General features: G+C 53.0%; 18 protein-coding genes and 5 tRNA genes. 20 read left to right on the top strand and 3 right to left on the bottom strand.

What is annotated here, in order from left to right; translation table 11 throughout:
• Positions 1–131: 131 nt before the first annotated feature.
• Both glnS and nagE read right to left on the bottom strand, forming a co-directional pair.
• Complete coding sequence (gene glnS, locus ACLD4F_RS12855) at positions 132–1799, bottom strand: glutamine--tRNA ligase (RefSeq protein WP_001287186.1); 1668 nt, start codon at positions 1797–1799, stop codon at positions 132–134.
• A gap of 210 nt (positions 1800–2009) precedes the next feature.
• Positions 2010–3962 (bottom strand): PTS N-acetyl glucosamine transporter subunit IIABC, encoded by a 1953-nt coding sequence (nagE, locus tag ACLD4F_RS12850; RefSeq protein WP_262953159.1) that lies wholly within the window; start codon positions 3960–3962, stop codon positions 2010–2012.
• Between the two features lie 326 nt (positions 3963–4288).
• On the opposite strand from nagE, the gene nagB reads away from it, so the two are divergent.
• The 11 genes from nagB to ACLD4F_RS12795 all read left to right on the top strand — a co-directional run bounded on the left by nagB (position 4289) and on the right by ACLD4F_RS12795 (position 11694).
• Complete coding sequence (gene nagB / locus ACLD4F_RS12845; RefSeq protein WP_001237059.1) at positions 4289–5089, top strand: glucosamine-6-phosphate deaminase; 801 nt, start codon at positions 4289–4291, stop codon at positions 5087–5089.
• A gap of 59 nt (positions 5090–5148) precedes the next feature.
• Positions 5149–6303, top strand: coding sequence for an N-acetylglucosamine-6-phosphate deacetylase (gene nagA, locus ACLD4F_RS12840; RefSeq protein ID WP_000271186.1), 1155 nt, complete (start codon positions 5149–5151; stop codon positions 6301–6303).
• A gap of 4 nt (positions 6304–6307) precedes the next feature.
• Complete coding sequence (nagC, locus tag ACLD4F_RS12835; protein ID WP_411010870.1) at positions 6308–7528, top strand: DNA-binding transcriptional regulator NagC; 1221 nt, start codon at positions 6308–6310, stop codon at positions 7526–7528.
• A 46-nt stretch (positions 7529–7574) separates the two neighbouring features.
• A complete protein-coding gene (gene nagD / locus ACLD4F_RS12830; RefSeq protein ID WP_000153143.1) occupies positions 7575–8327 on the top strand; it encodes a ribonucleotide monophosphatase NagD in 753 nt (250 codons plus the stop codon).
• Positions 8328–8616: 289 nt separating this feature from the next.
• Positions 8617–10281: an asparagine synthase B gene (gene asnB, locus ACLD4F_RS12825; protein ID WP_000337039.1), complete on the top strand. Its 1665-nt coding sequence runs from the start codon at positions 8617–8619 to the stop codon at positions 10279–10281.
• Between the two features lie 221 nt (positions 10282–10502).
• A tRNA-Met gene (locus ACLD4F_RS12820) sits at positions 10503–10579 on the top strand.
• 8 nt (positions 10580–10587) lie between these two features.
• Positions 10588–10672 (top strand) — tRNA-Leu (locus tag ACLD4F_RS12815).
• A 23-nt stretch (positions 10673–10695) separates the two neighbouring features.
• A tRNA-Gln gene (locus ACLD4F_RS12810) sits at positions 10696–10770 on the top strand.
• 15 nt (positions 10771–10785) lie between these two features.
• A tRNA-Met gene (locus tag ACLD4F_RS12805) sits at positions 10786–10862 on the top strand.
• 46 nt (positions 10863–10908) lie between these two features.
• Positions 10909–10983: transfer RNA gene (locus ACLD4F_RS12800), tRNA-Gln, on the top strand.
• Between the two features lie 135 nt (positions 10984–11118).
• Positions 11119–11694 (top strand): hypothetical protein, encoded by a 576-nt coding sequence (locus ACLD4F_RS12795; RefSeq protein ID WP_001109081.1) that lies wholly within the window; start codon positions 11119–11121, stop codon positions 11692–11694.
• A gap of 66 nt (positions 11695–11760) precedes the next feature.
• Here the strand turns inward: ACLD4F_RS12795 and ubiF are convergent, their stop codons facing one another.
• The gene (gene ubiF, locus ACLD4F_RS12790; protein WP_411010869.1) at positions 11761–12936 is read right to left on the bottom strand and encodes a 3-demethoxyubiquinol 3-hydroxylase; all 1176 of its coding nucleotides are present in this window, start codon (positions 12934–12936) and stop codon (positions 11761–11763) included.
• 143 nt (positions 12937–13079) lie between these two features.
• On the opposite strand from ubiF, the gene miaB reads away from it, so the two are divergent.
• The 9 genes from miaB (at position 13080) to gltL (ending at position 22381) form a co-directional block, all read left to right on the top strand.
• The gene (gene miaB / locus ACLD4F_RS12785) at positions 13080–14504 is read left to right on the top strand and encodes a tRNA (N6-isopentenyl adenosine(37)-C2)-methylthiotransferase MiaB (protein ID WP_001519200.1); all 1425 of its coding nucleotides are present in this window, start codon (positions 13080–13082) and stop codon (positions 14502–14504) included.
• A 204-nt stretch (positions 14505–14708) separates the two neighbouring features.
• Positions 14709–15755: a PhoH family protein gene (locus ACLD4F_RS12780; protein ID WP_001018045.1), complete on the top strand. Its 1047-nt coding sequence runs from the start codon at positions 14709–14711 to the stop codon at positions 15753–15755.
• Complete coding sequence (ybeY, locus tag ACLD4F_RS12775) at positions 15752–16225, top strand: rRNA maturation RNase YbeY (RefSeq protein ID WP_000084477.1); 474 nt, start codon at positions 15752–15754, stop codon at positions 16223–16225. The genes ACLD4F_RS12780 and ybeY overlap by 4 nt, the downstream gene beginning before the upstream one ends.
• Before the next feature lie 157 nt (positions 16226–16382).
• Complete coding sequence (corC, locus tag ACLD4F_RS12770) at positions 16383–17261, top strand: CNNM family magnesium/cobalt transport protein CorC (protein ID WP_001278612.1); 879 nt, start codon at positions 16383–16385, stop codon at positions 17259–17261.
• Between the two features lie 19 nt (positions 17262–17280).
• A complete protein-coding gene (gene lnt, locus ACLD4F_RS12765; protein WP_411010871.1) occupies positions 17281–18819 on the top strand; it encodes an apolipoprotein N-acyltransferase in 1539 nt (512 codons plus the stop codon).
• Between the two features lie 354 nt (positions 18820–19173).
• Positions 19174–20082, top strand: a complete 909-nt coding sequence (locus ACLD4F_RS12760; protein WP_001518176.1) for an amino acid ABC transporter substrate-binding protein — start codon at positions 19174–19176, stop codon at positions 20080–20082.
• Positions 20083–20241: 159 nt separating this feature from the next.
• On the top strand, positions 20242–20982 hold the full coding sequence (gene gltJ / locus ACLD4F_RS12755; protein WP_000020930.1) for a glutamate/aspartate ABC transporter permease GltJ: 741 nt from the start codon (positions 20242–20244) through the stop codon (positions 20980–20982).
• A complete protein-coding gene (gene gltK / locus ACLD4F_RS12750) occupies positions 20982–21656 on the top strand; it encodes a glutamate/aspartate ABC transporter permease GltK (RefSeq protein ID WP_000272799.1) in 675 nt (224 codons plus the stop codon). The genes gltJ and gltK overlap by 1 nt, the downstream gene beginning before the upstream one ends.
• Entirely contained in the window at positions 21656–22381 is a 726-nt protein-coding gene (gene gltL, locus ACLD4F_RS12745; protein WP_000631369.1) for a glutamate/aspartate ABC transporter ATP-binding protein GltL, read from the top strand. The genes gltK and gltL overlap by 1 nt, the downstream gene beginning before the upstream one ends.
• Positions 22382–22441: the final 60 nt, after the last annotated feature.

The following is a 22441-nucleotide window of genomic DNA, read 5'->3' as shown; positions in this document are numbered from 1 at the left end:
GCACTGCCCAGGTCCAAAATGGCAAGTAAAATAGCCCTAATGGGATAGGCTCTTGGAAATGCAGAGAAAAAACGCCGCAAAACGCGGCGTTGACAAGGTATTTTTACAGCATTCGCCTGTTGGCGCAGTGCTTATTCGCCCGCTTTCGCCCAAGTATCACGCAGGCCCACGGTGCGGTTAAAGACCAGCTTATCGGCCGTTGCATAGCGGCTGTCGAGGCAGAAGTAGCCTTCACGTTCAAACTGGAAAGCTTTTCCTGCTACCGCCGCTTTCAGCGACGGCTCGCCATAACCCTGCTTAATCACTAATGATTCGGGGTTGATAACGGACAGGAAGTCCTCCGCGGCGCCCGGATTCGGCACGCTGAACAGACGGTCGTAGAGACGAATTTCAATCGGCAGCGCATGTGCTGCGCTAACCCAGTGGATTACGCCTTTCACTTTACGCCCGTCAGCCGGATCTTTACTCAGCGTATCGGCATCATAGGTACAGAAGATGGTGGTGATATTCCCTTCGGCATCCTTCTCTACGCGCTCCGCTTTAATGACGTAGGCATTACGCAGACGCACTTCTTTGCCCATCACCAGACGCTTGTACTGCTTGTTCGCTTCTTCGCGGAAATCTGCGCGATCGATCCAGATCTCACCGCTAAACGGCACTTCACGGCTGCCCATCTCCGGTTTATTCGGATGGTTAGGCATGGTAACCATTTCGCTCTCACCCTGCGGGTAGTTTTCGATAACCAGTTTTACCGGATCGATTACCGCCATTGCGCGCGGCGCGTTTTCGTTCAGATCTTCGCGAATGCAGGATTCCAGCGACGCCATCTCAATGGTGTTGTCCTGCTTGGTGACGCCGATGCGTTTGCAGAACTCCCGAATGGAGGCCGCGGTATAGCCGCGACGGCGCAGACCGGAAATAGTCGGCATACGCGGATCATCCCAGCCTTCGACGTGTTTGTCGGTCACCAGCAGGTTCAGCTTACGCTTGGACATCACGGTGTATTCCAGATTCAGGCGCGAGAATTCGTACTGGCGCGGGTGAACCGGAATGGTGATGTTGTCCAGCACCCAGTCGTACAGACGACGGTTGTCCTGGAACTCCAGCGTACACAGAGAATGAGTAATGCCTTCCAGCGCATCGCTGATGCAGTGAGTAAAGTCGTACATCGGATAGATGCACCACTTCGTGCCGGTCTGATGATGCTCGGCGAATTTAATGCGATACAGCACCGGATCGCGCATCACGATAAACGGCGACGCCATGTCGATTTTAGCGCGCAGACAGGCTTTACCCTCTTCAAAACCGCCGGTACGCATTTTTTCAAATAGCGCGAGGTTTTCTTCCACGCTGCGATCGCGGAACGGGCTGTTTTTACCCGGCGCGGTCAGCGTACCGCGGTATTCGCGGATCTGCTCCGGCGTCAGCTCATCAACATAGGCCAGGCCTTTATTGATTAGCTCGACCGCATAGGCGTGCAGTTGGTCAAAGTAATCGGAGGAGTAGCGAATATCGCCAGACCAGTGAAAGCCTAACCACTCGACGTCGTTTTTGATCGAATCAACGTACTCGATATCTTCTTTTACCGGGTTGGTGTCATCGAAACGCAGGTTGCACTGGCCCTGATAATCTTGCGCGATGCCAAAGTTCAGGCAGATAGATTTCGCGTGGCCGATGTGCAGATAGCCATTCGGCTCCGGCGGAAAACGGGTATGGACAGTGGTATGTTTACCACTCGCCAGATCTTCATCAATAATCTGACGAATAAAGTTAGTCGGGCGGGCTTCAGCCTCACTCATCGTGGATTCCTCAAAGCGTAAACAACGTATAACGGCATATGATCTTATAAGCCGGACAGACTGACAACCTTTAGTTACTTAAAAAGTGGCTTTGCAGAAAATATTGGGGCTAATTGCGGTAAAAAAAAGCGGCGAAGGTTTCCCTCTGCCGCTTATGTTTTCTGTGATATCGCCGGATGACGTCTTACGCCTTATCCGGCCAGGAAGCGATTATTTGCTCTTGATCTCGTACAGTGGCGTTTGACCCGCTACCACGTGACCATCCGCTTTGATGACCAGAGCGCTGAAGTCATCGCTGTTGCTACAAACAACCGGGCTTATCATGGAACGCGCATTGGCATTCAGGAAGTCCAGATCCAGTTCCAGAACCGGCTGACCCGCCGTGACTTCCGCACCCTCTTCTACCAGACGCTTGAAGCCCTGACCGTTCAGCGCGACGGTATCGATACCCATATGGACAACGATCTCCGCGCCTTTTTCGGTTTCCAGACAGAACGCGTGGTTAGTGTTGAAGATTTTCACAATAGTACCCGCCGCCGGAGAAACCACGGTTTTATCGGTGGGTTTCACCGCTACGCCGTCGCCGACCGCTTTGCTGGCGAAAGCTTCATCCGGTACCTGATCCAGCGCCACTACCTCACCGGTAATCGGAGAGACCAGTTCAGCGATAGTCACCGCATTCGGCACCGCCTGGGGTTTGGCCGCCGGAGCAGGTGTTGCAACGTGAGCCGCATCAGCAGACGCTGCCGCGACCGGCCCCCGCGCCACCACTTTCTTCATTTCATCGCCAACCGATTCCGCTTTTGCGCCGACAATAACCTGAATGGTCTGTTTGTTCAGTTTCACCACGCCGGAAGCGCCGAGGCGTTTGCAGGCCGCATCGTTGACGCGAGCAGAGTCGTTCACGGTCAGGCGCAGACGGGTAATACACGCATCGATCGCTTTCAGGTTGTCCGTACCGCCAACCGCAGCAATATAGCTGGTCGCCAGTTGCGTTAACCCTTCTTCGGTGTTGCTGTTGGCTTCTTCCGTTACCATCTCATCAACTTTATCTTCGCGGCCCGGCGTTTTCAGGTTAAACATACGAATAACCGCGCTGAACAGCAGGAAGTAGATGATAAAGAATACAACGCCCATCACCAGCAACATCCAGACGTTATTGCTGGCCGCAGGCAGGTTATACATCAGAACATAGTCGATCGCGCCTGCCGAGAAAGAGAAGCCCGCATGGATACCCAGCAGCGTCGCGACGAACAGGCTGATACCGGTCAAAATGGCGTGCAGGAGGTACAGCAGCGGCGCCAGGAACATAAACAGGAATTCCAGCGGCTCGGTTACGCCGGTCAGAAACGCGGTGATCGCGACAGACAGCAGCATACCGCCCACCATCGGACGACGTTCTTTCGGCGCGGCGAAATACATCGCCAGAGCGGCGCCCGGCAGACCAAACATCATGATCGGGAAGAAGCCGGACATAAACATCCCCGCCGTGCCGTCGCCAGCATAGAAGCGGTTGATGTCGCCGTGGAATACAGTGCCTGCGGCATTGGTGAATTCGCCAATCTGGAACCAGGCGATGGTGTTCAGTACCTGATGCAGACCGGTGGGGATCAGCAGACGGTTGATGAAGCCAAAGATACCGGAACCCAGCGCGCCTGCGGAAACGATCCATTCACCACCCGCATGGATGCCATGCTGTACCGGCGGCCAGACGTAACCGAAAATAGCGGCCAGCACCAGACAGAAAAAGCCCGTTGCGATCGGCACAAAACGTTTTCCACCGAAGAAACTGAGAAAATCAGGCAGTTTGATACCAGACCAGCGATTATAAACCGCGCCGCCGACCAGACCGGTAATAATCCCCGCCAGCACGCCCATGTTGATTTCCGGGTTAATCGTCACCATCGCTTTGGTCATGACGAAGTAACCCACGGCTCCCGCCAGCGCTGCCGCGCCTGCGCTATCTTTAGACCAACTGGAGGCCACGCCGATAGCGAAAACCAGCGCCAGGTTATCGAAAATAGACCCGCCCGCTTGCGCGATAAACGGCATATTCAGCAAATCTGGTTGGCCGAATCGCAGCAACAACGCTGCCACCGGCAACACGGCGATAGGGAGCTGCAACGCCCTACCCAGCCGCTGGAAAAAACCTAAAATATTCATCTTATTCCCCCTACGAGACGCCGATATGGCTTCTTTGAAGCCGTTTTTTATTGTGCTGCAAACGTTAAAAACGTGATGTTCTGTAATCGAACGGTGAGATCATCTTCTGCAGAGTGTGTGGAAAATTAATTCGCCTCGCAAATTAAACGGGTGTTTTTTGTGATTATAATCACTAAATATCGTAATCACCCCCACCATCCACTGGCTAACACGGAAAACTTATTTTATGATTCAAAAAATCAGGACGGATTGAACACGAACCCTGGATATCCAGGTTACGCTTAATACGATCCGCCAAATTTTGACATTGATTATTGAGGTGAAGAATGAGACTGATCCCCCTGAGTACCGCAGAACAGGTTGGCAAATGGGCCGCTCGCCATATCGTTAACCGTATTAATGCGTTCAAACCGACAGCCGATCGTCCGTTTGTCCTTGGACTGCCTACCGGCGGCACGCCGCTAACGGCGTACAAAGCGCTGGTTGAGATGCACAAAGCGGGCGAGGTCAGCTTTAAGCATGTGGTCACCTTTAATATGGACGAATATGTTGGCCTGCCGAAAGAGCACCCGGAAAGCTACCACAGCTTTATGCATCGTAACTTTTTCGATCACGTTGATATTCCAGCAGAAAACATCAATCTTCTCAACGGTAACGCACCGGATATCGATGCAGAATGCCGTCAATATGAAGAAAAAATTCGTTCTTACGGTAAAATCCATCTGTTTATGGGCGGCGTCGGCAACGACGGTCACATCGCCTTTAACGAACCGGCGTCTTCCCTGGCTTCCCGTACCCGTATCAAAACGTTAACCCATGATACTCGCGTAGCGAACTCCCGCTTCTTTGACGGCGACGTAAACCAGGTGCCGAAATACGCGCTGACGGTAGGCGTAGGCACGCTGCTGGATGCGGAAGAAGTGATGATTCTGGTGCTGGGCCATCAGAAAGCCCAGGCGCTGCAGGCGGCGGTTGAAGGCAACGTCAACCACATGTGGACCATTAGCTGCCTGCAACTCCATCCGAAAGCGGTTGTGGTATGCGATGAGCCGTCCACAATGGAACTTAAAGTTAAAACATTGAAATATTTCAATGAATTAGAAGCAGAAAATATTAAAGGTCTGTAATGTTGTCTCCGCCCCGCCAGTCAATGCGGGGCGGTAAATTTTTGATATCGGGGGTCGGAATGTATGCTTTAACCCAGGGCCGGATCTTTACCGGTCACGAAATTCTTGATGACCATGCGCTTGTTGTCGCTAATGGCCTGATTGACCGCGTTTGTCCGATGGCCGAACTGCCGCCGGGAATAGAACAACGCTCATTGAATGGGGCCATTCTCTCCCCCGGTTTTATTGATGTGCAGCTAAACGGCTGCGGCGGCGTGCAGTTTAACGATACCGCAGAAGCCGTCAGCGTTGAAACGCTGGAAATTATGCAGAAAGCCAATGAAAAATCGGGCTGTACTAACTTTCTGCCAACGCTTATCACTACCAGCGACGAATTGATGAAACAGGGCATTCGCGTCATGCGCGAATACCTGGAAAAACATCCGCACCAGGCGCTGGGTCTCCACCTGGAAGGCCCCTGGCTTAATCTGGTAAAAAAAGGCACCCATAATCCTGATTTCGTGCGTAAACCAGACGCTGCGCTGGTCGATTTCTTGTGCGATAATGCCGACGTCATCACCAAAGTTACACTCGCGCCGGAAATGGTGCCTGCCGACGTAATCGCTAAACTGGCGAATGCGGGCATTGTGGTTTCCGCAGGTCACTCCAACGCGACGTTAAAAGAGGCAAAAGCGGGCTTCCGCGCCGGGATTACCTTTGCGACTCACCTGTTTAATGCGATGCCGTACATTACAGGGCGTGAGCCGGGCCTTGCTGGCGCTGTTCTGGACGAAGCGGATATTTATTGCGGCGTTATCGCCGATGGTCTGCATGTCGACTACGCCAACATTCGCAATGCCAAACGCCTTAAAGGCGACAAACTTTGTCTGGTGACAGACGCCACCGCACCGGCGGGGGCCAATATTGAGCAGTTCATTTTCGCAGGTAAAACAATATACTACCGCAATGGACTGTGTGTGGATGAAAACGGTACGTTGAGCGGTTCGTCCTTAACCATGATTGAAGGCGTACGCAACCTGGTCGCGCATTGCGGCATCGCGCTGGATGAAGTGCTGCGCATGGCAACGCTCTATCCAGCTCGCGCTATCGGCGTTGATAAACATCTCGGTAGCATTGCGCCGGGTAAAGTCGCCAACCTGACCGCGTTCACCCACGATTTTAAAATTATCAAGACCATCGTTAATGGTGACGAGGTCGTTGACTTGAGTAAGTGAGAATATGACACCAGGCGGACAAGCTCAGATAGGTAACGTTGATCTCGTAAAACAGCTTAACAGCGCGGCCGTTTACCGCCTGATTGACCAGCATGGTCCTATCTCGCGCATACAAATTGCCGAGCAAAGTCAGCTTGCTCCCGCCAGCGTAACGAAAATTACGCGTCAACTCATTGAACGCGGGCTGATCAAAGAAGTCGATCAGCAGGCCTCTACCGGAGGCCGCCGCGCTATCTCTATCGTCACGGAAACCCGTAACTTCCATGCCATTGGCGTTCGCCTGGGCCGTCATGACACCACTTTAACGCTCTACGATCTGAGCAGTAAAGTGGTCGCTGAGGAGCATTATCCGCTACCGGAGCGCACCCAGGAGACGCTGGAACATGCGCTGCTCAACACCATCGCCGTCTTTATTGATAGCTGTCAGCGTAAAATTCGTGAATTGATCGCTATCTCGGTGATCCTGCCAGGGCTTGTCGATCCGGAAAGCGGCGTGATTCGTTACATGCCGCACATTCAGGTTGAAAACTGGGGACTGGTCGAAGCGCTGGAAAAACGGTTTCACGTTACCTGTTTCGTGGGACACGATATCCGTAGCCTGGCGCTGGCGGAACACTACTTCGGCGCCAGTCAGGATTGCGAGGACTCGATTCTGGTGCGCGTTCATCGTGGTACAGGCGCCGGGATTATCTCCAACGGACGCATCTTCATTGGCCGTAACGGCAACGTCGGCGAAATTGGGCATATTCAGGTGGAGCCGTTGGGCGAGCGCTGCCACTGCGGTAATTTCGGCTGTCTGGAAACCATTGCCGCCAATGCGGCGATTGAACAACGGGTGCTGAATTTGCTTAAACAAGGGTATCAAAGCCGTGTTCCGCTTGACGACTGCACGATTAAAACCATCTGTAAGGCGGCAAACCGGGGCGACAGCCTGGCCTCGGAAGTCATTGAGCATGTTGGTCGCCATTTGGGCAAAACGATCGCCATTGCTATCAACCTGTTTAATCCGCAAAAAATCGTCATTGCCGGCGAGATCATTGAAGCCGATAAAGTCCTGTTGCCCGCTATCGAAAGCTGTATCAGTACGCAGGCGTTAAAGGCCTTTCGCAAAAATTTGCCGGTGGTACGCTCCACGCTGGATCACCGTTCTGCTATCGGCGCATTTGCCTTAGTTAAACGCGCCATGCTCAACGGAACATTGCTGCAACGTTTGCTGGAAAGTTGATGCGCTCTTATAGTATCGGATTATTCACAAATTCCCTGGGTAGTTCATGACCATCAAGAATGTAATCTGCGATATCGACGGCGTGCTGATGCACGACAACGTAGCCGTACCCGGTGCGGCGGAATTTCTGACGGGGATTCTGGAAAAAGGTCTGCCGCTGGTGCTGCTGACCAATTACCCGTCGCAAACCGGCCAGGATCTGGCGAACCGTTTTGCTACCGCTGGCGTTAACGTGCCGGACAGCGTGTTTTATACTTCAGCAATGGCGACAGCCGATTTTCTGCGCCGTCAGGAAGGTAAAAAAGCGTATGTCGTGGGCGAAGGCGCGCTTATTCACGAGCTCTATAAAGCGGGTTTTACCATTACCGATGTGAACCCTGATTTTGTCATCGTTGGAGAAACCCGCTCCTACAACTGGGACATGATGCATAAAGCGGCATTTTTCGTCGCCAATGGCGCGCGCTTTATCGCCACCAACCCGGATACCCACGGTCGCGGCTTTTATCCGGCCTGCGGCGCGCTGTGCGCAGGCATTGAAAAAATTTCCGGCCGGAAGCCGTTTTATGTCGGCAAACCCAGCCCGTGGATCATCCGCGCGGCGTTAAACAAAATGCAGGCGCACTCGGAAGAGACCGTTATCGTCGGCGACAACCTGCGCACCGACATTCTGGCAGGATTCCAGGCCGGTCTGGAGACCATTCTGGTGCTTTCAGGCGTATCAACAATCAATGATATTGACAGTATGCCGTTCCGCCCAAGCTGGATTTACCCTTCCGTCGCTGAGATCGACGTTATCTAAACCCGTCCCCTGCCTGATGACGCATAGCTTTCAGGCCTACGGTTCGAACAACATTGTAGGTCTGATAAGCGAAACGCCATCAGGAAAAACATAATTCAATTAATCCACGATAAAACTGAAGATCCATCAATAAATCCGCGCAATATGTAATCATTTTTCACTAATCAACAATGACGATTGCATTTTTCATTTTTCAGACCGTAATCCCCTTGCGCCTTCCACGCCTTTGCGGCATTTTTTAGTCAAGCAAACACAAAAAGTACGACGCAACAGATTAACGGAGAAGGCTATGTGTTCTATTTTCGGCGTATTCGATATCAAAACAGATGCAGCGGAACTGCGTAAAAAAGCCCTTGAACTGTCACGCCTGATGCGCCATCGCGGCCCGGACTGGTCCGGCATCTACGCTTGCGATAACGCGATTCTCGCACATGAACGTTTGTCGATTGTTGATGTTAACGCCGGCGCCCAGCCCCTGTATAACGCCAGAAAAACCCACGTGCTGGCGGTGAACGGTGAAATTTATAACCATCAAACGTTACGCGCGGAGTATGGCGATCGTTACGCGTTCCAGACAGGCTCCGACTGCGAAGTTATTCTCGCGCTATATCAGGAAAAAGGGCCGGATTTCCTTGACGATTTACAGGGGATGTTCGCCTTCGCCCTGTATGACAGCGAAAAAGACGCTTATCTGATTGGTCGTGACCATATCGGTATTATTCCGCTCTATATGGGCTATGACGAATTCGGCAACTTCTACGTAGCGTCAGAAATGAAAGCGCTGACCCCGGTCTGCCGCACCATTAAAGAGTTTCCGGCGGGCAGCTACCTGTGGAGCAAAGACGGCGAAATTCGTCAGTACTATCAGCGCGACTGGTTTGAGTTCGATGCGGTAAAAGACAACGTCACCGACAAAAACGCGCTGCGTCAGGCGCTGGAAGAATCCGTGAAAAGCCACCTGATGTCCGACGTCCCTTACGGCGTGCTGCTCTCCGGCGGTCTGGACTCGTCGATTATCTCGGCTATCACCAAAAAATTCGCCGCCCGTCGCGTCGAAGATCAGGAGCGCTCCGAAGCCTGGTGGCCACAGTTGCACTCTTTTGCGGTCGGTCTGGAAGGTTCGCCTGACCTGAAGGCGGCCCAGGAAGTGGCTAACCACCTCGGCACCGTGCACCATGAAATTCACTTCACCGTGCAGGAAGGCCTTGATGCCATTCGTGATGTTATCTATCACATTGAAACCTATGACGTGACCACTATCCGCGCCTCAACGCCAATGTATCTGATGTCGCGTAAGATCAAAGCGATGGGCATCAAAATGGTGCTCTCCGGCGAAGGTTCCGATGAGGTGTTTGGCGGCTACCTGTACTTCCATAAAGCGCCGAACGCCAAAGAGTTACATGAAGAGACGGTCCGTAAGCTACAGGCGCTGCATATGTATGACTGCGCCCGCGCCAACAAAGCGATGTCCGCTTGGGGCGTGGAAGCGCGCGTACCGTTCCTGGATAAAAAATTCCTCGACGTGGCGATGCGTATCAACCCACAGGATAAAATGTGCGGTAACGGCAAGATGGAAAAACACGTGCTGCGCGAGTGCTTCGAGTCTTATCTGCCAGCAAGCGTCGCGTGGCGTCAGAAAGAGCAATTCTCTGACGGCGTAGGTTACAGCTGGATTGATACGCTGAAAGAGGTGGCGGCGAAACAGATTTCCGATCAACAACTGGAAACCGCCCGCTTCCGCTTTCCATACAACACGCCATCGTCTAAAGAGGCGTACTTGTACCGGGAAATTTTTGAAGAATTGTTCCCGGTGCCGAGCGCGGCGGAATGCGTACCCGGCGGCCCGTCCGTGGCCTGTTCTTCCGCCAAAGCCATTGAGTGGGATGAAGCATTCAAAACGATGGATGACCCGTCAGGCCGCGCGGTCGGCGTGCATCAGTCGGCGTACCAGTAAATTAACGATGACGAAAGAGCCCCTAGGGGCTCTTTTTTTATAGCAAACCACTTTCGGAAAAACGATTAATAACCAATAATTGCCGAATATTGCGCCACGCTGTTCGCAACCTAACCAAACAGACACTTTCCGACGTTTTTCGATGAAAAAGAGGTTGACGCTTCAAGGCTCAATACGCATAATGCGCCCCGCAACGCCGATAAGGTAACGCGAAAAAAGATGGCTACGTAGCTCAGTTGGTTAGAGCACATCACTCATAATGATGGGGTCACAGGTTCGAATCCCGTCGTAGCCACCATCTTTTTTGCGGGAGTGGCGAAATTGGTAGACGCACCAGATTTAGGTTCTGGCGCCGCAAGGTGTGCGAGTTCAAGTCTCGCCTCCCGCACCATTCACCGATAAGCGTTGTACGGATGGGGTATCGCCAAGCGGTAAGGCACCGGTTTTTGATACCGGCATTCCCTGGTTCGAATCCAGGTACCCCAGCCATCGAAGAAATCATCTGGCTACGTAGCTCAGTTGGTTAGAGCACATCACTCATAATGATGGGGTCACAGGTTCGAATCCCGTCGTAGCCACCATATTCAGAACGCGTCGAGGTATTCGACCGGTTCGAAAATAATTTGTTGGGGTATCGCCAAGCGGTAAGGCACCGGATTCTGATTCCGGCATTCCGAGGTTCGAATCCTCGTACCCCAGCCACCTTTAAAAAGCTCGCTTCGGCGAGCTTTTTGCTTTTCTGCGTTTATAAATTCCGAAAGAGGTTTCCCCCTCAATGCCCTGCTATCAGTAAAACGCTATGATAAAGCCTTACAGGGATCGTTCGGTAACCTCACAATGAATTACCAGTTTTGTTGGTATCTCTTTTTGCGGCCATTAACATTTTTTATGGTCGTCTTGCTCTGCGCTTTCACCTTCATTGATATCACGGCCAGCGCCGCCTGGTTGATTATTTTGGGTCTGGTTTACCCCGTGGCAGTGTCAATGAGGCTACATATACTGCACCAGAAAAAGGCCGTCATGCTACGCCAGAATAGTGCGGAATGGATAGTGTATCTGCCAGGGATCCCTGTGCAAGAAAAACAAAGCGCGCTGATTAATGTCGCGTTTTCCTCGAAAACGGCGCTGCGTGGATTCTATATTCGCGCCCTGTCCAGCAAAGTCATTCTTCACATCATCACTTTTTATATTCTGTGGTTTGATGTCCAACATGCAACACTGACGTGGTATCGGATTCTCGCCGCATTAATCACCCTGGCGATTCTTGTAAAATCAATGAGTTCCACATTACTGATGCTACATAAAGTAGTACGTTGCCAATACAACGTATGCACAATTGAAATGGCATCACCTTGGTATGAGTTTGATTTAAAAGGGAAATTAGGTTTATGTGCTTTATTTGCAGTAAAGTAAGATGTCAATACGCTTACCCGACCTGCAATTGAGCGTTTTTACAAACCGGGTAAGGCATTCAGCGGGTTACAACCCCAACGCATACTTCAGCGCCTGACGTTTTAGCACGCCTGCGCGCTGCGCCGCCATCAGCCCCATATTGCGTAAAATACGCAGCGGCGGCAATTCATTGCTGAACCCGGCATAAAACAGATCCATTCCACTTTGCATCATAAAATTATCTGCCATGCGCCGCGTCTGATAGCGTTTCAACACCGAATGGCTGGCCCAGGACTCGCCATAGCTACGGGCACTCGCCAGCACATCAATCAACGCATCAACATCCCGATACCCCAGGTTGACGCCCTGCCCGGCCAGCGGATGAATGGTATGCGCCGCGTCGCCTACCAGCGCCAGCCCCGGTTGTACATACTGCAACGCGTGACGACGGGTTAGCGGAAACGCGCCCGCCGCGACAGGCATCACCGCCCCCAGACGCGCCGGAAAGTGCTGGTTAATTTCCACCTGCAATTGCGTCATCGATAAACCCTGCAGCTGGCGAATACGTGCCGGAGCGTCATACCACACCAGCGACGCCCAATCGTCGAACAGCGGCAAAAAAGCGCGCGGCCCCGTTGGCGTAAACTGCTGCCAGGTGCTGTCGCCTGGCGCATTTTCACACTTGACGGTGATAAGCATACACGACTGCGCATATTGCCAAGCATGAATGCCAATTCCCGCCATTTGCCGAACCTGCGAATTCGCGCCGTCGGCGCCAATCACTAACTTCGGCGTGATACATTCGCCGTCGGCCAGTTCCAGCGCATAACCATCGTGGCGGCGGTGCAATGCCGCCAGTGAAGCCGGAACGCGCAGCGTCACGCCGGGGTGCGTTTCCAGCGCCTGCCACAGCGCCTGTTGCAGGACGTTGTTCTCTACCATATAGCCTAACAGCGGCAGCTTGAGTTCAGCGGCGTCGAACACCACATGGGCGTTTTCCCACTCCCAGGTCTCCAGTCGCCGATAAGGATGGCTACGCATCCCCTGCACCGCCTCCCAAACACCCAGCCCCTTGAGCAGCGCCACGGATGCCGCGCTAATGGCCGAAATCCGCACGTCAGGCTGGCTGTCAGCCACAAACGGCGCAGGCGCGGCATGTTCTATTACCATCACCGTAAACCCTTGCTGCGCCAGACCCAGCGCCAGCGCGCCGCCGACCATTCCCCCGCCGACAATGGCAATTTCCGTTGGTTGATTTGTCATGGTCATTCATCCTGTTACGTTTTAGACAAGTTTACAGGATTTTTTACCCATTAGGGCTGACGTCAGTCATACTGGTCACAACCGCGCCAAAGCATTACACTATGCGCCCTGCTTTTCAGCCACTATTTCGCAAGAGCAAGTCGATGACTAAAAAACTCCATATTAAAACCTGGGGCTGTCAGATGAACGAGTACGATTCATCGAAGATGGCCGATCTGCTGGACGCCACCCACGGCTATCAACTGACCGACGTGGCGGAAGAGGCGGATGTGCTGCTGTTGAATACCTGCTCAATCCGCGAGAAGGCTCAGGAAAAAGTCTTCCATCAATTAGGTCGCTGGAGACTGTTAAAAGAGAAAAATCCCGATCTGATTATCGGCGTCGGCGGCTGCGTGGCTTCCCAGGAAGGCGAGCACATTCGTCAACGCGCCCATTACGTCGACATTATTTTTGGCCCGCAAACCTTACACCGCCTGCCGGAGATGATTAACTCCGTGCGTGGCGACCGTAGCCCGGTGGTCGATATCAGCTTCCCGGAAATCGAGAAGTTCGACCGTTTGCCGGAACCGCGCGCAGAAGGCCCGACCGCTTTCGTTTCTATCATGGAAGGCTGCAATAAATATTGTACTTACTGCGTGGTACCGTATACCCGCGGTGAAGAAGTCAGCCGTCCCTCAGACGATATCCTGTTCGAAATCGCCCAGTTAGCGGCGCAGGGCGTGCGTGAGGTCAACCTGCTGGGCCAGAACGTTAACGCCTGGCGCGGAGAAAACTACGACGGCACCACCGGTACCTTTGCCGATCTGCTGCGTCTGGTTGCCGCCATCGACGGCATTGACCGTATTCGCTTTACCACCAGCCATCCGATTGAGTTCACCGACGATATTATCGAGGTATACCGCGATACGCCGGAACTGGTCAGTTTCCTGCATCTGCCGGTACAGAGCGGTTCCGATCGCGTGTTGAATCTGATGGGGCGCACCCACACTGCGCTGGAATATAAAGCAATCATCCGTAAACTGCGCGCGGCGCGGCCGGACATTCAGATAAGCTCTGACTTTATCGTCGGTTTCCCTGGCGAAACTACCGATGATTTCGAAAAAACCATGAAGCTTATCGCCGACGTCAACTTTGATATGAGCTACAGCTTTATCTTCTCTGCGCGTCCGGGAACGCCGGCTGCCGATATGGTTGATGACGTACCGGAAGAAGAGAAGAAGCAGCGTCTGTATATTCTGCAAGAGCGTATCAATCAGCAGGCGATGGCATGGAGCCGCCGTATGCTCGGCACGACACAGCGCATTCTGGTGGAAGGCACGTCACGTAAAAACATTATGGAACTGTCTGGCCGTACCGAAAACAATCGGGTGGTGAACTTTGAAGGCACGCCGGAGATGATTGGTAAGTTTGTCGATGTGGAAATTACTGACGTCTATCCGAACTCCCTGCGCGGAAAAGTGGTGCGTACCGAAGATGAAATGGGTCTGCGCGTCGCCGAAACGCCGGAGTCCGTCATTGCCCGTACCCGTAAAGAAAATGAGCTGGGCGTAGGATTCTACCAGCCTTAATCCTGCAGGAAAGGCAATAATGCCCGATGGCGCTACGCCTGTCGGGCTTCCTGGTCATGGCCTGTCGCCCGACGGGCCTTGCAATTTTCTCTCTTCATCCCCATCTTCATTGCAATGCTTGCGCCTTTTCCCTATGGCGTGAATAATTTCCTTAGATGCCGGTAAATGTTCAGCGTCCGGCGATACAGACACAAGAGGAACAGTTTGAATATAGACACTCGCGAAATTACCCTTGAGCCCGCAGACAACGCCCGTCTGTTGAGCCTTTGCGGGCCGTTTGATGACAATATTAAACAGCTCGAACGTCGTCTCGGTATTGAAATCAACCGCCGTGACAATCACTTTAAACTGACCGGTCGTCCGATTTGCGTGACCGCGGCGACAGATATTTTGCGAAGTCTGTATGTCGATACCGCACCGATGCGCGGCCAGACTCAGGATATCGAACCGGAACAAATTCATCTGGCGATCAAAGAAGCGCGGGTGCTGGAACAGAGCGCGGAAAGCGTGCCTGACTATGGCAAAGCTATTAATATCAAAACTAAGCGCGGCGTGATTAAACCGCGTACCCCGAACCAGGCGCAGTACATCGCCAATATTCTCGATCACGATATTACCTTTGGCGTCGGCCCGGCGGGTACCGGTAAAACTTATCTTGCGGTCGCCGCTGCGGTAGACGCCCTGGAGCGCCAGGAGATTCGCCGTATTCTGCTGACCCGTCCGGCGGTGGAAGCGGGCGAAAAACTGGGCTTCCTGCCAGGCGATTTAAGTCAGAAAGTGGACCCGTACCTGCGTCCGCTGTATGACGCGCTGTTCGAAATGCTCGGCTTTGAAAAAGTCGAGAAGCTGATTGAGCGCAATGTGATTGAAGTCGCGCCGCTGGCCTATATGCGCGGACGCACATTAAACGACGCCTTTATCATTCTGGATGAAAGCCAGAACACCACTATCGAACAGATGAAGATGTTCCTGACGCGTATCGGCTTTAACTCGAAAGCGGTGATCACCGGTGACGTGACGCAGATTGACCTGCCACGCAACACCAAATCCGGCTTGCGTCATGCCATTGAAGTGCTGGCGGAAGTCGATGAAATCAGCTTTAACTTCTTCCACAGCGAAGACGTGGTGCGCCATCCGGTCGTTGCCCGCATTGTTAACGCCTATGAAGCCTGGGAAGAGGCCGAACAAAAACGCAAAGCGGCGTTGGCGGCGGAGCGTAAGCGTGAAGCCCAGGAGCAGGAACAGAAATGAGCCAGGTGATCCTCGATTTACAGTTGGCCTGTGAAAACCACGCGGGCCTGCCGGATGAAGCTCAGTTTCAACGCTGGCTGGACGGCGTTATTCCGCAGTTTCAGGAAGAGGCGGAAGTCACAATCCGTCTGGTGGATGAGGCCGAAAGCCACGACCTTAATTTAACGTACCGCGGGAAAGATAAACCCACTAATGTTCTCTCCTTCCCGTTTGAAGCGCCCCCCGGCATTGAAATGCCGCTACTGGGCGATCTGATTATTTGCCGTCAGGTCGTGGAGCAGGAAGCGCAGGAACAGAGCAAGCCGCTGGAGGCGCACTGGGCGCACATGGTCGTGCACGGTAGCCTGCATTTGCTGGGTTACGATCATATCGACGATGACGAAGCGGAAGAGATGGAGTCTCTCGAAACGGAGATTATGCTTGCTATGGGCTATGAGGATCCGTACATTGCCGAGAAGATTGCAGAATAGTAGCTTGCCGGATGGCGGCGCTTGCGCCTTATCCGGCCTACATTCATGCCTTTTGTAGGCCTGATAAGCGTAGCGCCATCAGGCAAAACATGCCGTCACAGCTGAGTATACGCATGACGAGCTTTGTATTAACTAACATGAGAACCCATACGACGCCATGAGCGACGACAATTCACACAGTAGTGACACAGTAAACAGTAAAAAGGGATTTTTTTCCCTGCTACTCAGCCAGCTTTTCCACGGTGAACCTAAAAACCGTGATGAGTTGCTGGCGCTGATCCGTGATTCCGGGCAGAACGAGCTTATCGATGAAGATACGCGCGATATGCTCGAAGGCGTAATGGACATCGCCGACCAGCGCGTTCGCGATATTATGATCCCGCGCTCCCAGATGATTACCCTAAAACGCAACCAGACGCTGGACGAATGTCTCGATGTTATCATCGAGTCCGCCCACTCGCGTTTTCCGGTGATCAGCGAAGATAAAGATCACATTGAAGGGATTCTGATGGCCAAAGATTTGCTGCCGTTTATGCGCAGCGATGCCGAAGCCTTCAGCATGGACAAAGTGTTACGCCCCGCGGTTGTCGTACCGGAAAGCAAACGGGTTGACCGTATGCTCAAGGAATTCCGCTCCCAGCGCTACCATATGGCCATCGTTATCGATGAGTTTGGCGGCGTTTCCGGCCTGGTGACTATCGAAGACATCCTCGAACTGATTGTCGGTGAAATTGAAGATGAGTATGACGAAGAAGACGATATCGACTTCCGTCAGCTTAGCCGCCATACCTGGACGATTCGCGCGCTGGCGTCGATTGAAGACTTCAACGACGCTTTCGGCACCCACTTCAGCGATGAAGAAGTCGATACCATCGGCGGACTGGTGATGCAGGCGTTCGGCCATTTACCGGCCCGCGGCGAAACCATCGACATTGATGGTTACCAGTTCAAAGTGGCGATGGCCGATAGTCGTCGTATTATTCAGGTGCATGTCAGGATCCCGGATGACTCGCCCCAGCCAAAACTGGACGAATAACAGCAATAGTGGACTAAAAATGGCATTTGCCTCGTTAATTGAACGCCAGCGTATTCGCCTGCTGCTGGCGTTATTATTCGGCGCCTGCGGAACACTGGCTTTCTCTCCGTATGACGTCTGGCCCGCAGCGATAGTGTCGCTTATCGGGCTGCAGGCCTTAACGTTTAATCGCCGCCCGCTCCAGTCTGCCGCCATCGGCTATTGCTGGGGACTCGGACTTTTCGGTAGCGGGATTAACTGGGTTTATGTCAGTATCGCGCAGTTTGGCGGCATGCCGGGCCCGGTTAACGTTTTTCTGGTGGTGCTGCTTGCAGCTTATCTCTCGCTGTATACCGGACTGTTTGCCGGGATTTTGTCGCGCCTGTGGCCAAAAACCAACTGGCTGCGCGTCGCTATCGCCGCGCCTGCAATATGGCAAATCACCGAATTTTTACGCGGCTGGGTGCTGACCGGCTTCCCCTGGCTGCAATTTGGCTATAGTCAGGTCGACGGTCCGCTAAAAGGCCTGGCGCCGGTAATGGGCGTCGAAGCGATCAACTTCCTGCTGATGATGGTCAGCGGCCTGTTAGCGCTGGCACTGGCGACGCGGAACTGGCGTCCGCTGGCTGTCGCCGTGATTCTGTTTGCTTTGCCCTTTCCGCTACGTTATATCCAGTGGTTTACGCTGGAACCGGCCAAAGCGACCCAGGTATCGCTGGTGCAGGGCGATATTCCGCAGTCGCTGAAGTGGGACGAAAACCAGCTACTGAATACGCTAAAAATTTATCTCAACGAAACTCGCCCAGAGTTAGGCAAATCACAGATTATTATCTGGCCTGAGTCGGCGATTCCGGATCTCGAAATCAATCAGCAGCCTTTCCTTCGTTCGCTGGACGAGACGTTACGCGAAAAAAATAGCACGCTGATCACCGGTATTGTCGATGCGCGTCTCAATAAACAGAATCGATACGACACCTACAATACGATTATTACGTTGGGCAAGGATAATCCATACAGTTATGACTCGCCCAATCGCTACAATAAAAATCACCTTGTGCCCTTTGGCGAGTTCGTTCCGCTGGAGTCTATCCTGCGTCCGCTGGCGCCGTTCTTCGATCTGCCCATGTCCTCCTTTAGCCGCGGCCCTTATATCCAGCCGCAGTTACATGCGCACGACTATAAGCTGACGGCGGCAATCTGTTATGAAATTATTCTTGGCGAACAGGTGCGGGATAACTTCCGCCCGGACACCGACTATCTGCTGACGATTTCTAACGACGCCTGGTTTGGTAAGTCCATTGGCCCGTGGCAACATTTCCAGATGGCGCGGATGCGTTCGCTGGAGCTGGCGCGTCCGTTACTGCGCAGTACTAATAACGGTATTACGGCGGTGATTGGCCCGCAGGGCGAAATCCAGGCGATGATCCCGCAGTTCACACGCCAGGTACTGACTACCAAAGTCACGCCGACCACGGGGTTAACTCCCTATGCCCGTACCGGCAACTGGCCGCTATGGGTACTGACCGCGCTGTTTGCTTTTGGCGCGGTAGTGATGAGTCTGCGACAACGACGGAAATAATCTCTCCCCAGGCCGGATAGCACTTCATTTATCCGGCCTGAAAATCCTCCTTTTTCCCTCATTCTGGCACGTCTATTGCTTTGTTAAACATGGCAAACCTGTTCTGGCTGCTTGTGCAACCTGGTCGCACCAAAATCGATCATCGGTAGCACCTGAACGGTGCAATGTAGGATTTTTGCCTCTGAACGGTGCGGCGCACTTCGCAAAAATAAACAATATCGCAGCAAAATATTTACAACAAGCCACACTAAATGTTAACAAACACACATAACACTGCACGCGCAAGTTGCAGGCAATAACAACATCACAATAGCTATCAATGCGTCGACGGCGCAGATGAGAAAGGAGTTGGATATGCAATTACGTAAGCTAACCACAGCAATGCTGGTCATGGGACTGTCTGCGGGCCTTGCGCACGCAGAAGATGGCGCGCCTGCCGCTGGTAGCACCCTGGACAAGATCGCTAAAAATGGCGTGATCGTCGTCGGGCATCGCGAATCTTCTGTGCCCTTTTCTTATTACGACAACCAGCAGAAAGTGGTCGGCTATTCTCAGGACTACTCCAACGCCATTGTGGAAGCGGTAAAAAAGAAACTTAACAAGCCCGATCTGCAGGTGAAGCTGATCCCGATCACCTCGCAAAACCGTATTCCGCTGTTGCAAAACGGAACCTTCGATTTTGAATGTGGTTCAACGACTAACAACCTTGAGCGTCAGAAACAGGCCGCCTTCTCCGATACGATTTTCGTCGTCGGGACGCGACTGCTGACTAAAAAAGGCGGCGATATTAAAGATTTCCCGGATCTGAAAGGCAAAGCGGTCGTCGTCACCTCCGGGACGACCTCTGAAATTCTGCTGCATAAGCTTAACGAAGAGCAAAAGATGGGAATGCGTATTATTAGCGCGAAAGACCACGGTGACTCGTTCCGCACCCTGGAAAGCGGTCGCGCCGTCGCCTTTATGATGGATGACGCGCTGCTGGCCGGCGAGCGCGCCAAAGCCAAGAAACCGGATAACTGGGAGATTGTCGGTAAACCGCAGTCCCAGGAAGCCTACGGCTGTATGCTGCGTAAAAACGACCCTGAGTTTAAAAAGCTGATGGACGATACCATAGCCCAGGCGCAAACCTCCGGCGAAGCGGAAAAGTGGTTTGATAAGTGGTTTAAAAATCCGATCCCACCGAAAAACCTGAACATGAATTTCGAGTTGTCTGACGAGATGAAAGCCCTGTTCAAAGCACCGAATGATAAAGCGCTTAACTAACTAAAACTAAATGGGACGGGACTCCTGTCCTCTCGATTGTCGCTCAGCACGGACAGACTATAAGCCTGATGGTCGTTCCCCATCGAGCCTGAAGCCGCAAATCGCCGGGCAACAATCTTCGAGGGTAGCGCTGCTACCCTTTTTTTTCGGAGTAGATGTATGTCAATAGACTGGAACTGGGGTATTTTTTTACAGGAAGCCCCCTTCGGCAATACCACCTATCTCGGCTGGCTATGGAGTGGTTTTCAGGTCACCGTAGCCCTTTCGATTACCGCCTGGATTATCGCTTTCCTGGTAGGATCTATTTTCGGCATTTTACGTACCGTTCCCAACCGTTTTCTCTCCGGACTGGGCACGTTGTACGTAGAACTGTTCCGTAACGTGCCGCTGATCGTGCAATTCTTCACCTGGTACCTGGTGGTGCCAGAACTGTTGCCGGAAGATCTTGGCATGTGGTTTAAGGCGGAACTCGATCCCAATATTCAGTTTTTCCTCTCCTCAATGATCTGTCTGGGACTGTTTACCGCCGCCCGCGTTTGCGAACAGGTGCGCGCCGCGATTCAGTCTCTGCCTCGCGGGCAGAAGAACGCGGCGCTGGCGATGGGGCTAACGCTGCCGCAGGCTTATCGCTATGTCCTGCTGCCGAATGCCTATCGCGTTATCGTACCGCCAATGACGTCAGAGATGATGAACCTGGTGAAAAACTCGGCCATCGCGTCAACCATTGGTCTGGTGGATATGGCAGCGCAGGCAGGCAAACTGTTGGATTACTCGGCGCACGCCTGGGAATCCTTCACGGCCATTACGCTGGCCTATGTGCTGATTAACGCCGTTATCATGCTGGTCATGAGCCTGGTTGAACGCAAAGTCCGCCTGCCGGGCAACGTGGGGAGCAAATAATGTACGAATTTGACTGGAGTTCGATTATCCCCTCACTGCCTTACCTGCTGGCCGGGTTGGTCATCACGCTGAAGATCACCGTCACCGCCGTTGTCGTGGGGATAGTCTGGGGAACCATTCTGGCCGTCATGCGCCTCTCAAGCTTTGCCCCTATCGCCTGGTTTGCTAAAGCGTATGTTAACGTTTTTCGTTCCATCCCGTTGGTGATGGTCTTGCTGTGGTTCTATCTGATTGTACCCGGCTTTCTGCAAAACGTGCTGGGACTATCGCCGAAAACCGATATCCGCCTGATCTCCGCGATGGTGGCATTCTCTATGTTTGAAGCGGCCTACTATTCCGAGATTATTCGCGCCGGTATTCAAAGTATTTCCCGCGGGCAGTCCAGCGCCGCGCTGGCGTTGGGGATGACCCACTGGCAATCGATGAAGCTCATTATTCTGCCGCAGGCGTTTCGGGCGATGGTGCCGCTGTTGCTTACGCAGGGCATCGTGCTATTTCAGGACACCTCTTTAGTTTATGTACTCAGCCTGGCGGACTTCTTCCGCACCGCGTCGACTATCGGCGAGCGTGACGGTACTCAGGTCGAAATGATTCTGTTCGCCGGCGCCGTTTATTTTGTTATCAGCCTGAGCGCGTCGTTGCTGGTCAGCTATTTGAAGAAAAGGACAGTTTAATGATTACCCTGAAAAATGTTTCAAAATGGTATGGTCACTTTCAGGTGCTGACCGATTGTTCAACAGAAGTGAAAAAAGGTGAGGTGGTGGTAGTCTGCGGGCCATCGGGTTCCGGTAAATCCACGCTAATTAAGACCGTCAACGGTCTGGAACCGGTGCAAAAAGGCGAAATTACCGTTAACGGCATTATTGTGAACGACAAAAAAACCGATCTGGCGAAACTGCGTTCCCGCGTGGGTATGGTATTCCAGCACTTCGAGCTGTTTCCCCACCTGTCGATCATCGAAAACCTGACGCTGGCGCAGGTGAAAGTGCTGAAACGCGATAAGGCCGCCGCCCGCGATAAAGGCCTGAAGCTGCTGGAGCGCGTTGGCCTGTCTGCACATGCCAACAAGTTCCCGGCGCAGCTTTCCGGCGGTCAGCAGCAGCGTGTCGCCATCGCCCGTGCGCTGTGCATGGACCCCATTGCCATGTTATTCGATGAACCGACTTCCGCGCTCGATCCGGAAATGATCAACGAGGTACTGGACGTGATGGTCGAGCTGGCGAACGAAGGGATGACCATGATGGTGGTGACGCACGAAATGGGCTTTGCCCGTAAAGTGGCTAACCGGGTGATCTTTATGGATGAAGGTAAAATCGTCGAAGATTCGCCAAAAGAGGAGTTCTTCGCTAACCCCAGTTCCGATCGCGCAAAAGACTTCCTTGCGAAAATCCTGCACTAATCTTCCCGGCGCGCACGTCAGAGTGCGCGCTATCTCACGCTTTACCGCTTCGCTTCTCGA

It is taken from the genome of Salmonella sp. 741265050_HSA, assembly GCF_046569445.1.
In the GTDB taxonomy this organism is placed as follows: domain Bacteria; phylum Pseudomonadota; class Gammaproteobacteria; order Enterobacterales; family Enterobacteriaceae; genus Salmonella; species Salmonella enterica.
Note: the sequence above shows the minus strand (reverse complement) of the source record. Positions and strands in the feature narration are given on the sequence as shown.

What these genes read in the sequence shown, in the direction of transcription:
- glnS (WP_001287186.1), bottom strand. Translation starts at nt 1,799, where the DNA reads ATGAGTGAGGCTGAAGCCCGCCCGACTAACTTTATTCGTCAGATTATT.
- nagE (WP_262953159.1), bottom strand. Translation starts at nt 3,962, where the DNA reads ATGAATATTTTAGGTTTTTTCCAGCGGCTGGGTAGGGCGTTGCAGCTC.
- nagB (WP_001237059.1), top strand. Translation starts at nt 4,289, where the DNA reads ATGAGACTGATCCCCCTGAGTACCGCAGAACAGGTTGGCAAATGGGCC.
- nagA (WP_000271186.1), top strand. Translation starts at nt 5,149, where the DNA reads ATGTATGCTTTAACCCAGGGCCGGATCTTTACCGGTCACGAAATTCTT.
- nagC (WP_411010870.1), top strand. Translation starts at nt 6,308, where the DNA reads ATGACACCAGGCGGACAAGCTCAGATAGGTAACGTTGATCTCGTAAAA.
- nagD (WP_000153143.1), top strand. Translation starts at nt 7,575, where the DNA reads ATGACCATCAAGAATGTAATCTGCGATATCGACGGCGTGCTGATGCAC.
- asnB (WP_000337039.1), top strand. Translation starts at nt 8,617, where the DNA reads ATGTGTTCTATTTTCGGCGTATTCGATATCAAAACAGATGCAGCGGAA.
- ACLD4F_RS12795 (WP_001109081.1), top strand. Translation starts at nt 11,119, where the DNA reads ATGAATTACCAGTTTTGTTGGTATCTCTTTTTGCGGCCATTAACATTT.
- ubiF (WP_411010869.1), bottom strand. Translation starts at nt 12,936, where the DNA reads ATGACAAATCAACCAACGGAAATTGCCATTGTCGGCGGGGGAATGGTC.
- miaB (WP_001519200.1), top strand. Translation starts at nt 13,080, where the DNA reads ATGACTAAAAAACTCCATATTAAAACCTGGGGCTGTCAGATGAACGAG.
- ybeY (WP_000084477.1), top strand. Translation starts at nt 15,752, where the DNA reads ATGAGCCAGGTGATCCTCGATTTACAGTTGGCCTGTGAAAACCACGCG.
- corC (WP_001278612.1), top strand. Translation starts at nt 16,383, where the DNA reads ATGAGCGACGACAATTCACACAGTAGTGACACAGTAAACAGTAAAAAG.
- lnt (WP_411010871.1), top strand. Translation starts at nt 17,281, where the DNA reads ATGGCATTTGCCTCGTTAATTGAACGCCAGCGTATTCGCCTGCTGCTG.
- ACLD4F_RS12760 (WP_001518176.1), top strand. Translation starts at nt 19,174, where the DNA reads ATGCAATTACGTAAGCTAACCACAGCAATGCTGGTCATGGGACTGTCT.
- gltJ (WP_000020930.1), top strand. Translation starts at nt 20,242, where the DNA reads ATGTCAATAGACTGGAACTGGGGTATTTTTTTACAGGAAGCCCCCTTC.
- gltK (WP_000272799.1), top strand. Translation starts at nt 20,982, where the DNA reads ATGTACGAATTTGACTGGAGTTCGATTATCCCCTCACTGCCTTACCTG.
- gltL (WP_000631369.1), top strand. Translation starts at nt 21,656, where the DNA reads ATGATTACCCTGAAAAATGTTTCAAAATGGTATGGTCACTTTCAGGTG.